At 39.4% G+C, this 11,625-nt stretch carries 12 protein-coding genes; 4 read left to right on the top strand and 8 right to left on the bottom strand.

Going from position 1 to position 11,625, the window contains the following annotated elements; all coding sequences use genetic code 11:
- Positions 1 to 137: 137 nt before the first annotated feature.
- Together BV375_RS27120 and BV375_RS27125 are read right to left on the bottom strand one after the other, a co-directional pair.
- Positions 138 to 1,145 (bottom strand): zinc-binding dehydrogenase, encoded by a 1,008-nt coding sequence (locus tag BV375_RS27120; protein ID WP_086766246.1) that lies wholly within the window; start codon positions 1,143 to 1,145, stop codon positions 138 to 140.
- Between the two features lie 89 nt (positions 1,146 to 1,234).
- Entirely contained in the window at positions 1,235 to 2,038 is an 804-nt protein-coding gene (locus tag BV375_RS27125) for an aspartyl/asparaginyl beta-hydroxylase domain-containing protein (RefSeq protein ID WP_086766248.1), read from the bottom strand.
- A 136-nt stretch (positions 2,039 to 2,174) separates the two neighbouring features.
- Between BV375_RS27125 and BV375_RS27130 the strand changes: the two genes are divergently transcribed.
- Positions 2,175 to 3,662: an amidohydrolase family protein gene (locus tag BV375_RS27130; protein WP_086766250.1), complete on the top strand. Its 1,488-nt coding sequence runs from the start codon at positions 2,175 to 2,177 to the stop codon at positions 3,660 to 3,662.
- A 48-nt stretch (positions 3,663 to 3,710) separates the two neighbouring features.
- Complete coding sequence (locus BV375_RS38865; protein ID WP_279432971.1) at positions 3,711 to 3,833, top strand: hypothetical protein; 123 nt, start codon at positions 3,711 to 3,713, stop codon at positions 3,831 to 3,833.
- A 109-nt stretch (positions 3,834 to 3,942) separates the two neighbouring features.
- Here BV375_RS38865 and BV375_RS27135 read toward each other — a convergent pair whose 3' ends face one another.
- The 6 genes from BV375_RS27135 to BV375_RS27160 all read right to left on the bottom strand — a co-directional run bounded on the left by BV375_RS27135 (position 3,943) and on the right by BV375_RS27160 (position 9,703).
- On the bottom strand, positions 3,943 to 4,404 hold the full coding sequence (locus tag BV375_RS27135; RefSeq protein ID WP_086766252.1) for an antibiotic biosynthesis monooxygenase family protein: 462 nt from the start codon (positions 4,402 to 4,404) through the stop codon (positions 3,943 to 3,945).
- Positions 4,404 to 5,312 (bottom strand): DUF4437 domain-containing protein, encoded by a 909-nt coding sequence (locus BV375_RS27140; RefSeq protein WP_086766254.1) that lies wholly within the window; start codon positions 5,310 to 5,312, stop codon positions 4,404 to 4,406. Before BV375_RS27140 ends, BV375_RS27135 begins: the two co-directional genes overlap by 1 nt.
- 85 nt (positions 5,313 to 5,397) lie before the next feature.
- Entirely contained in the window at positions 5,398 to 6,786 is a 1,389-nt protein-coding gene (gene hisS / locus BV375_RS27145; protein WP_086766256.1) for a histidine--tRNA ligase, read from the bottom strand.
- Positions 6,787 to 6,954: 168 nt separating this feature from the next.
- On the bottom strand, positions 6,955 to 7,494 hold the full coding sequence (locus BV375_RS27150) for a L,D-transpeptidase (protein WP_086766258.1): 540 nt from the start codon (positions 7,492 to 7,494) through the stop codon (positions 6,955 to 6,957).
- 1,009 nt (positions 7,495 to 8,503) lie between these two features.
- Positions 8,504 to 9,016 (bottom strand): L,D-transpeptidase, encoded by a 513-nt coding sequence (locus BV375_RS27155; protein WP_086766260.1) that lies wholly within the window; start codon positions 9,014 to 9,016, stop codon positions 8,504 to 8,506.
- Between the two features lie 24 nt (positions 9,017 to 9,040).
- Entirely contained in the window at positions 9,041 to 9,703 is a 663-nt protein-coding gene (locus BV375_RS27160; protein WP_086766262.1) for a bifunctional 4-hydroxy-2-oxoglutarate aldolase/2-dehydro-3-deoxy-phosphogluconate aldolase, read from the bottom strand.
- A gap of 213 nt (positions 9,704 to 9,916) precedes the next feature.
- Between BV375_RS27160 and BV375_RS27165 the strand changes: the two genes are divergently transcribed.
- Both BV375_RS27165 and BV375_RS27170 read left to right on the top strand, forming a co-directional pair.
- Entirely contained in the window at positions 9,917 to 10,213 is a 297-nt protein-coding gene (locus BV375_RS27165) for a hypothetical protein (RefSeq protein WP_086766264.1), read from the top strand.
- Positions 10,206 to 11,015: a PhnD/SsuA/transferrin family substrate-binding protein gene (locus tag BV375_RS27170; protein ID WP_086766266.1), complete on the top strand. Its 810-nt coding sequence runs from the start codon at positions 10,206 to 10,208 to the stop codon at positions 11,013 to 11,015. The genes BV375_RS27165 and BV375_RS27170 overlap by 8 nt, the downstream gene beginning before the upstream one ends.
- Positions 11,016 to 11,625: the final 610 nt, after the last annotated feature.

Here is an 11,625-nt window from a genome sequence, read left to right on the forward strand (position 1 = left end):
CAATAGTTATGAGAGGTTATAGATCCCCGACTTCTTCAAAGAAGTCGGGGATCTATAGTCACTAAAGTGCTTACTACAGCCTATTTTTTATATTTTTTTGGGGACTATTGCAAACAGCCACAAAGCCAAAGAATAAATTAAAACTGAACGACTACTTTACCGCTATTTTGACCACTCAAAAGATATTGAACAGCGCTAGGAATAGATTCTAGACCTTGAAATTGAGTAGGGTCAACGGCAACCTTGAGTTTGCCAGTGTAGAAAAGATTTAACAGGCGATCGCGTGCTTCTGGTATATGTTCTTGATAATGAGGCATGAGAAAGCCGCGCACAGAAGCAGCTTTCCAAAATAGTTGGTGATAAATGCGGGGTTGGGTAATTTGTTCTACATCCCTTGCGTATTCGGAGATGAAACCAACCACCACTAAACGTCCTCGTATTGCCAAATTATCAATGCAAGTATCGAAAACCTGTTTACCTACACAGTCAAAAATTAAATTAATCCCATTGGGGTATTCTTGCTTGAGGGCTTGGTTGAGGTTTTCTGTGCGATAGTTGATAATGCGATCGCATCCCAATTCTCTCAGTAAGTTTGCCTTCGCTTCTGAACTACAAGTACCAACGACATGATTACCTGCTAACTTTGCCAATTGCACCGCAATGTGACCAGTTCCCCCTGCTGCTGCTGTCACTAAAACCACTTCATTACTTTTCATCTCCCCGACTTGTTCCAATGCCACCAAAGCTGATACACCTGTAGGCATGAGTGTGAGTAACTCTGGTGTTGCTTGGCGCACCTTCACCGCCAAGTTTGCATCTACAACTTGATATTCTCGATAACCACCACCACGTGCTGTAGTGATGACAGCATCACCAATTTGAAAATCTTTGACATTTTCACCCATAGCGACAATCTCTCCCACTGCTTCCACACCCAAATCAAAGGGAGGAATTAAATTCACATAGGGAACATCACCACGACAAATTAAGGTGTCAAAGCCACCATTAACTCCCGCAAATTTGTTTTGAATTAAAAGTTGATTAACGCCAGGTTTAGGAATAGAAACTTCGACAATCTCAACAGCAGATTTAAAATTTTCATTCAGTTGCTTTGCTATTAACTTTCTATAGATTGTTGCGTTCATTTCTAAAATTTAAATATACCTGAATTCTCAACGATTGATAGATACCCGACTTCTTTAAGAAGTCGGGTATCTGGTTGCTGTTTAATATTTTATGGTGTTCCTAAAGCTTTATCCCACTCTAACTGATGAGCTAAACCATACTTGACAAAATCTTCTTCTTTAGCTTTATCGCTTTTACCAAAAACACCTAAGCTGTAAGGATTATCTTGCATCCGTTCTGCTACTTGCTCTTGCTCAAATCTGATTACTTCCTCTCTAGGCATATCCGGTTTAAAAAAGTCTACAACCAAAACGGTTCTATCATAATTAGTGTAATTATGCGGGCAGTGTGGATAGCTATGGTCTAAAACCATGAATTCTCCTTTATACCAATAAAGCTGCTCATGGCATATCTTCATAGCCACATCTCCCTCTGGGACAATTAAGCCTAAATAGCCACGATTCATGTGAGGGTTATAGTTAACATGCAGCTTAATATCCAAGCCTGGATGGAATGTCCCAAAATACACGTTTCTGACAATATTATCATCGCTAAAGTTGACTTTTTCTATTGCATTAGTCAAATTCACAAAGTATTTATGCCTTAATGTAAGTGCTTTTTGCGATGCCTCATCTGTATCATAATCTGGATATTTTATTTGATGTGCTTTAATATATTCTTCAATAAACAAACCCTGGAATAAAATGCCAAAAGCACTATATTTTGAATTACCTTTTGTTTTAATTGTTTTACTTTTAGGTCCCAAAACATCGTAAGCAAATTTTAACTCTTCATCAGATGCTTGGTGAATAAAGCTGGTAAACTCATCTCTAATTACTTGCCAATTATCTTGAAGAATTTTGAGAAAAGGAAACTCTTTTGGGTTTAGATGATACTCATTAAAACTTTGCATTATTTTTATCCTAAAGATGATTGAATAAAAAACTGTTACATAGTAATGGGTTTTAGCTTGCGTTCCGGTACGATGTTGGAATTCCTGACTAAACTAAAACTTTAGCTTCTGTATTCATTTTAGTGTGAGGTCTACTGTGTCTGAACCTCCTGTATTGGATAAAATTATCAAAAATGTGCGGGTAGTTCGTCCCCATGATGATGCGGTCAAACTACTTGATATAGGAATTAAGGATGGAAAATTTGCCCAGATTGCTCCTAATATTAGCCCAGACCAAGGCAAAGAAGTATTTGATGCCAAAAACCTGCTAGGCTTTCCTGGGGTCGTAGATGCTCATATGCACATCGGTATCTATCAACCCTTAGACAAAGATGCGGTAACTGAAACCAAAGCAGCTGCAATGGGAGGCGTAACTACCAGCCTGAATTACATCCGGACTGGACAGTATTATCTCAACAAAGGCGGTTCCTACCGTGATTTTTTCCCAGAAGTGTTGGCTTTATCTGAGGGGAATTTTTTTGTAGATTACAGCTATCACATTGCACCTATAGCTAGTCAGCATATCGAAGAAATACCGCTACTTTTTGAACAATACGGTGTATCTTCGTTTAAAATCTTTATGTTTTATGGCGGCTATGGGTTGCATGGTTTGTCAGACCATCAAAACCTCTTTTTAATGATTAACAAAGAGGAAAGGTACGACTTTGCCCATTTTGAATTTATTATGCGCGGTCTAACACGCTTAATAGAAGCACATCCAGAAGCGCGAGAGACCATTAGCTTGAGTTTGCACTGTGAAGTTGCAGAAATTCTCAACGCTTATACAAAAATTGTGGAATATGATTCTAGTCTCAGCGGACTACACGCCTATAGTGCAGCGCGTCCGCCTCATTCCGAAGGTTTAGCAATTTGCATTGCTTCTTATTTAGCACATGAAACAAACTGTGCAAATATCAATTTGTTACATCTAAGTTCGCGTAAAGCAATGGAAGCAGCTTTGACTATGCAAACTGCTTTTCCTCATATCAATTTTCGGCGAGAAGTTACTGTGGGACATTTACTATTAGATGTTGATACTCCTAATGGTACTTGGGCAAAAGTAAATCCTCCTATACGCCCCCGCGCAGATGTGGAATATCTATGGCAAGCAGTACTCAACAATCAAGTAGATTGGATAGTTAGCGATCATGCTTGCTGTTCTGCTGAAAAAAAACGCAGTGCTAAATACCCAAATAATATTTGGTTAGCAAAATCTGGTTTTGGTGGTACAGAATATTTACTTTCTGGTGTTTTGAGTGAAGGTAGCAAGCGGGGAATGTCTTATAACCACATGGCAAAATTGCTATCTTGGAATCCATCGCGGCGTTTTGGTTTGTTAGAAAAAGGTGATATTGCTATTGGTTACGATGCTGACTTGGTATTGGTAAATCCCAATGAAAGTTTTGTGGTAAGTGCTGCTGAGTCGGAGTCGCAACAAGGTTATACACCGTTTGAAGGTGTGGAGTTAACAGGAAGGGTGAAGACTACCTTTTTGCGCGGAAATCTGATTTATCACAATGGACAAATTTTGGGTTCACCAACTGGACGTTATTTAAAACGCTTCCATCCTGCAATAAAGACATAGGTGTAGTGTTTGAGGATGCGATCGCTTTTAAGGTAGGAGTATAAAAACATGAGCCAGCCATTAGAAAAAGTTGATTTAGCCAAAGCTGAGAATCAATCTTGGCTTCAGGAAGTAATCCCTCGTCGTCAAAGTGTCGAACTAGAAAGGGGAAGCCTTTGGATGGTTAATTAAATGCCAGAAGAAGTATTAAAAGTAGTAGTCGATTTTCTGAAAGAATAGTGAGTATTAGAATTATTGAGGGTGCGTTGCGCGACAACGCACCCTAGATTTTAATTTAAAATTATTTGCGATCGTCTAGCATGACATCAAAGTGTTTAACTTTAGTTTCTGGTTTTATGAGATATTCGTTATCTCTGGGTAGAGGATGGACTTTTTCAATGTCATTACCAGCAAACTTACGAATTGCATCCCGTGATTCCCAGTAAGAGATAACAGTAAATTCTGTGTTATTTCCATTAGTGCGGCGAAGTACTTGTGCCCCCAAATTACCAGGAATTGACTCAATTTTTTTAATTCCAGATTCTACCAAATAAGCATAATATTCATCTGCTTTTGATGTCAGGACCGTACCATGCCAAATACGTGCGACTACTTTCTTGGATTGGGTAGTAGCAGGATTATTTGGTATAGGTTCTGCTGAAACTGCAATGGTTTCAACCTGTGCAAATGAAGCCAGTGGCAAAATCAAAGCTGAAATCGCCAATCCATAAAGAATACCCGAAAAATTACTTGGTTTAATCATTAGGTATCTCCAGGTTTATATGATAATACTGTACTTACTTTTGATAAATCTCTATCAACTCGGATAAAGAATAAGCAACCGTCATCAGTTCTGTGCCAAGGAGAGGTAGTAAAGCTAGGAACGTAGCCATAGCAATCCTTTACAAATCGAAAATCTCCTATATCACAGTATCCACCCAAACAATATGCATCTTCGTTATAACATTGTATCTCTGGATATCTACCATCATAATGTGGCAATATAGCAAGCAACCATGCGCCACCACCGTTAGCATCTTTTCTTAACCATTTCTTATTTGCTTGCACAAATTGGACTGTCTCTGTCTTTCCCCACGGTAGTAATTTGCTATTCAATGCTGGAATAAAGTCACTCATCCTAGCGTCTGGATGATTGCTTTCTGCATATCTATAACTTAATGGAACTGGGCCATTTTCCATCCAAAGAATTTGGACTTCCTTTCCACCTAAAACTTTCCAAGGCCCCACTTTTACTCCTGCGGGGATAAAGGAATAACCATGTTTATTTAGTTGCCATTCCCCAATTTGAATTGTGCCAGAAAGAATAAAAATCTCTAAATCAGCTGTAAATATACCAGATGGTGCTTCAAACTGAGATGGTAGAACTACTTTTGAAGTCGATGCACCGCAATCACTCCATGACAGCAATCGACTGCTTGCAGATGTTACATTCTCAGGTATTCCACTTATTCGCCATACTTTTTCTTCGGGCACAGTATTGGTATCAAAGTACTGATATTGGCGAGGTACGTATTCTTTGGAGATAGCTGTGCGTCTTCCTGAAAGATTCATACGCCCTCTTCCATCTCCGCCCCAATCTTCCTTAACGGGGGCTATATGCAGAAAGTTATCAGCCTCGTCTGCTCTTTCGGAATTGTATTGGTCTTTCATGGATTTAGGACTTACACAGTCAGTACTTAAGATAATATAGTGCGTCAAGTTTTTAACGCACTTTACAATGTAAATAAATTTTTAATTATGCTAGCCTTTTTTTTACTTCCTCTACCAAATTTTCTAACTTAACTTCTACTTGTTCGCCTGTTTTTAAATCTTTCAGCGATGATTTTTGCGCTGCTGCTTCTTCAGAACCAATAATGACGCAGAATTGAACGCCTTGTTTATCGGCTAGCTGGAATTGTTTCCCTAAGGGACGCTTATCAAAATTAGTTATAACATTAATACCAGCCTTACGCAGATTTTGTGACACTTTTAAATAAGTGGGCATCAAATCTTCTTGCATATTCATAACCATCACCTGTGCAGGTGTAGCAGCTAAGGTATTAAGAATACCAGCTTTTAATAAGCGGCTAATTAAGCGAGTTAAGCCGATGGAAATGCCTACCCCAGGCATCTTTTCACCGATAAACATCCCAACTAATTCTTCATATCTGCCACCAGAACAAATACTGCCTAAAGCTTCATGTCCGATGAGAGTTGTTTCGTAAACTGTGCCAGTATAGTAATTCAGACCGCGTGCGATCGCTAAATCAATACAGAAACGCTTTTCAGGAACACCCAAATTACGCACACCTGCAATTACTGTTTCTATTTCGGTAACGCCTAGGCTCAATTGTTCGGCATCGGGGAGATTTTGTGACAGGTGTTTAAGTTTATCTAATACCTCATCAACATTACCTTTAATATTAATAAATTCAATAATTTTTTGTGTTTGCTCTGGTGAAATTCCTTCTTTGTCTAACTCTTGTTTGACTTTAGCTTCACCAATTTTTTCTAAGTTATCAATGATACCTATACAAGATTTAATTTGATTTTCACTTATTCCTAAGGATTGAAAAAATCCTGTAAGAATTTTACGATTATTGATGCGAATAAGAAAATCACCGATGTTAATGGCTTCAAATATCTCGGTAATAATTGCAGGCATTTGCGCATCATAAAGCAAGCTTAATTGAGTACGAGCAACCACATCAATATCACACTGGCGAAATTGGCGGAAACGCCCATCTTTTGCGCGTTCGCCACGAAATACCACATCCATTTGATAGCGCGCAAAGGGAAAGGTTAGTTCGTTGAGGTGACGGGCAATGTATGCTGCTAAAGGAACTGTTTGGTCAAATTTTAAAGCTCTAGCTTCCGAACCTGTTTCGCCTGCTTTATCTTTCTCTGCTTGGCGATTTGGTGGCAGGATGGGGTCGATACCATAGATAATGTTATCACCCTGATTCCCCTTCGCTTGCAGAACTTCTAAGCGTTCTACAGCAGGTGTTTCGATGGGTGTAAATCCGTAATTTTCAAAAACTCTGCGGATGGTATCTAGCAAATATAATTCCAAGCGTTTTTCGCTAGGAAGGAATTCTGGAAACCCGCTAGGAGTAGAAAAATTAATTCTGTCACCTTTTGCCATAACCTACACTGCCAGTTTTAGACTTGAGATTTTGCGAAAAGTTTGAGCGGAGGTTTCCTCCGTCCCCCGTAGAGGTTGCCGCAGGCATCAAACCTTTTCAAGACGAATTTTAGAGGAGAATGGACTACGCCGTATATATGCAGCGATCGCATCTCCTGGGAAGACGATCTATTTATGTACTACTACTAAAGTCCCAACTTTTGCCCAGTTATACAATTGACGAGCCTGCTTGACTTGCAAATTTACACAACCGTGGCTCACTGGAGTGCCAAAATTGTTATGCCAGTAAGCACCATGAATGGCATAGCCTTCATAAAAATACATGGCATAAGGAACATCAGGAATATCGTAGTCCTCGCCCCGCATTCGAGTAGTGCGATACTTAGTGTTAATCTCAAACTTGCCCTTGGGTGTGGGAGTTGCGCGTTTACCTGTGGAAATGCGGAAGGAATAGATACGCTTTTTACCTTCCCATGCAAATAACCGTTGCTCAGACAGGTCAATTTCAATCCAGCGAGGTTCAGATGTCTGTTTTTGGTCAGAGACAGTCTTGCTGTTACTATCTCCTGAAGCAGCTCTTGCTGTTGCCAAATTAGAATCAAGTGTAATTGGCGGCGACCAAGCAAATAAAGCCACCAACACTAACATCATACTTGTACAGATATTTCTTGAACTATGTAACCACCGACTGTGAATTCTGCTCTGCATGAAGTCTCACCTTCTAGTTCATCTGCTAAAAATTAAATTTTTTGGAGCAATAGGGCAAAGAATGGTAAAACGTATAAAATTGTCTTGTATCTTTAACCTTGAGTCTTTGCCTAGCTATTGCACAATCTACTTTTGGAAGAAATGTATTGAGTTGTTCTAAGCCGATAAGTAGAGCAGCTAAAAGATTAGAGACATTTTTACTCAATTTGGAAATATGCAAGCTTGGTAACTAGACGTTATTAAATCTAAGATATTTATTAGTTTTTAGTTACTGCCTAATAGCGCCACAACTACTGCATAACAATTGATATCTTTAATTGATTCACATCTAGCTAATCCACACAGATAATTTGGCTACCAATAGAAAAATCGTCATTAAATCTGTTAGCTAAATACTTATTGACTAAAAAATTTATAAATTTTTCTGCTAAGATTCCCTGATATTATTCTCATGCGATGTCTACGACAAGCCCTACCCTTTGGGAACGTCTTCGACGAACGGGTTCAGCAGTTGCTACCCTGCGGGAACGCTTTTAGGACTTACGCACTCGTGACGAAAAACTAAGCCTTTGCGATTACTTCGCTTCGCTCGTAATGACGTAAAATTGTAGTCCTTGCGTAAGTCCTGGCTTTCAGCGAACAAGTCGGGAAACCCGCCCAAGGCACTGCTGACGCTCCTACGTCGCTACAGCTGCGCTAACACCGCTCCGCGTCTACGCTCTATCACAATCACATTTATTACTGCTAAATTAGCAAAAATTAAAACCTGAGAGTTTTTAGTGTCTAAGGGCTTGCAGTAGATGCAAAATTTTTCTGAGATTACTATTTCTACCTGGAATAGTATCCAGATTTTTTAAGATTTACGCCTATTGTTTTAGGCAGATTTTATTTGATCCTTCTCTATATTTTACTTCAATTTTAGTTATTTCTATTCCAGAGATTCCCAGGAGATTTTAATATAGGAATCTCTCAATATTATTGTTTTATATTTGTTTTTAATTGAGATTTGCTACCTATGAATAAATACTGGTGTTCCTACAGATGCCCAATTAAATAACCATTTAGCATGATTAGGGGCAACATTCACACAACCATGACTGACTGGAGTGCCAAATCTCTTATGCCAATAGGCACCGTGAATTCCGTAACTCCCTTGGTAAAACATTGCATAAGGAACATCGGGAACATCATAGTCTCTACCACGCATTCTGGTAGATTTAAGTTTGGTTTGAATTTTAAAAGTACCAATGCGAGTAGGTGTAGATTTTTTGCCCGTAGAAATAGTAATAGCATAAACAGGTTTTTTACCTTCCCAAGCAATTAGCCGTTGATTAGAAAGATCAATTTGAATCCAACGTTGCTCAGATTGTTTGAGTGTCTCGATACTTTGGGTAGTTGTATCATCCTTTGCTTTTGCTGAAACTTCGCACGCTCCCGGATTTGTCACACTCAAGGAGAGTGTTACACTCGCAAGCAATATTGCAAGGGAGCGCATCCAGTGATGAATAATCAAGCTTTTCATCGTAAATATACTTAAATAGGAAGCTTAGGGAAAATTTTCAGTTTTTACCCTAAAGTACCCTATCTGTTGTATCAATTTTTTCACCTGTTCGGCAATCGCTGGCCAATTTTCCTCGGTTAATAAATGCTTTGGGAATAATTGACTACTTAAACCTACAGCGATCGCTCCTGCTTGTAAAAATTCCTTGGCATTCTCTAAATTTACTCCTCCAGTGGGAATCAAAGGAATTTTCCCTAATGGTCCTTGGAGGCTTTTGATATAATTAGCACCTCCCACTGCTTCTATAGGAAATACTTTCACACAGCTAGCACCATGACTCCAGGCGGTGACAATTTCTGTGGGTGACAGCGCCCCGGGAATAATCGGTACATCTTGCTCCACTGCTGCTTGAATCATTGCTAAATCAACGTGGGGTGTGAAGAGAAATTGTGCCCCACAGGCGATCGCCTCTTGTAACTGTTGGACGTTAAATAGCGTACCAGTACCAATCGTACAGTTTGGTAATTCAGTGCGGAGTTGGCTAATTAATTCGGCGGCGCGATCGCTATTCCACGTAACCTCAATTAGCTGCATTCCCTCTGCTGCAACAGTTAAAGCCATTTGCTTTGCCAATTCAATTTTGGGTGCACGGATGACGGCGATCGCTCGGTGTTGTTGTAATTGTGATAACCAAACTAGATTAGACATTTTAACTGTGAATTAGAAGCAAAAAGCATTTGGGACTTACGCAAGTCTCACATTTTTTTCGCTCAGGTTGTCCACAATCTATTGACAATTGACTCTTACCCTTGCTTATTGAACCAAGCTATGCCATATTTTTATAAACTACGTTAATACTATCGATTTGCCGTAGTTTATCAATCGCGTGCCCTGCTGTTGGGATTTAAAGGAGTAGTAAAAATGGCAATGATTAGCAACAAGCCCTTGGGCATCTTAGCGCAGCAAAACACAGCATCTTTGGAAATCACAATTCAAAATTCCCCAGTATTTAATCAAAGCAGCCTGTGGAGGCTTGTAACAATTAGTAGGGCATCAATACAAAGATTGTGGTGGCACGGTCAAGCATATGGAAGCATTTTTGGCATTATGCTGCTGACCTTAGTGAGTATGATATTCCTGGGCTTTCATTGGTCTTACCGCAAGCTACTCTTAGGGTTCACTTATGGTAAAGATACAGTAGAATCAACCAGTGACTAAATCAAAAAAGCTACAAGTTATTTCTTACCTGGCTCCGAATTGGTTTGGGTTTTATCAAGCAGTGTTGGCTTATCTAGGTCGCGTGTTGGAAGTGGAAACGCAATTAAAGCAAGGTGAATGCGAACCATTATTAGACCCTTTGCTTTTGAAAGACCAACTAGATCTAGCCTTTATTTGTGGATTACCACTGATTCGTTATAGTCAGATAGTCTTAGATCAGTTGCAGCCTGTGATTGCTCCAGTCATGCAAGCACCGCGTTATCAAAACCGTCCGATTTACTTCTCAGATGTGATAGTGAATGCTGAGAGCAATCTGGCAAGTTTTGATGATTTGGCTGGTAAAACTGTATGCTACAACGATCCTGGCTCTAACAGTGGCTATAATCTGCTGCGTCATCGGTTGTTACAGGGGAGACATCCTAAGCATTTTTTTGGTAAAGTCGTGCAATCAGGCTCTCACCAGCGTTCGCTGCAGTGGGTGGCAGCAGGGAAAGTAGACTGTGCTGCTATTGATAGTGTTGTATTAGAGCAAGAATTGCGTGATTTTCCAGAGCTATCTCAGCAGTTGCGAGTAGTAGAGGTGCTCGGCCCTTGCCCCATGCCGCCTTTGGTAGCAGCCCAGCATCTTAGTAAATTTCTGATTCAGCAGTTACAGTTGGCTTTGCTTCAGCCAGATGCAGAACTACAAGCAGCAATGAACCGAGTAGGAGTGCAGCGTTTCGCCGCAGTAGAATTGGCAGATTATCAAGCGATCGCTGATATTTATAATGCTGCTATTAAGGCAGGCTATGCATCTTTATAGACCAAACTCTTGCGTTCTTATGTGCAACCTTGCGCAACGGACACTTTTCTTAACCAAGAAAATCTCCCCTGATCATTGTTACTATATTAAATGTTACATATAAATTAAAGCCGCGATCGCTTAACCAAAATAGCGTAAGCTTTAAAATAGTTAAGGCTCCCTGTAATCTTGGAATTACTGCGTTCCAGCGGCAGACTTATGGATATAATTTCTTAATCTTTATTTAAGAATAAGGATTTAATATATTTTAATATTTTAGACTCGATGAGTCTTTTAAATTAAGCTAATCACTGAGTTCGTTGAATACTACTTGAAAATTATTGGTCTTTAATAATACCTAAAAAATTAATAGGTGAGAATTTAATCTCTAAAATTAAGAGCATAGACAAACTGATAATTTTTCCATGAAGATGGCAAAGTTTAAGCTTGAGGTAACTTTGCAGCGATCGCGTACAGAAAGTCTAGCAAATATAGAATGCAGGTAATTTTTGCTGTGAAAGATTTTACTCAATAAGAACTTAAAATTTTTGGCGAATTAATCATTTAGGTAATCAATTATGTAAATGATACTTTGTATGCGGAGATTTTTCAAATTACTGCATTGTTGCTC

This window comes from Nostoc sp. 106C (assembly GCF_002154725.1).
In the GTDB taxonomy this organism is placed as follows: Bacteria; Cyanobacteriota; Cyanobacteriia; order Cyanobacteriales; family Nostocaceae; genus Aulosira.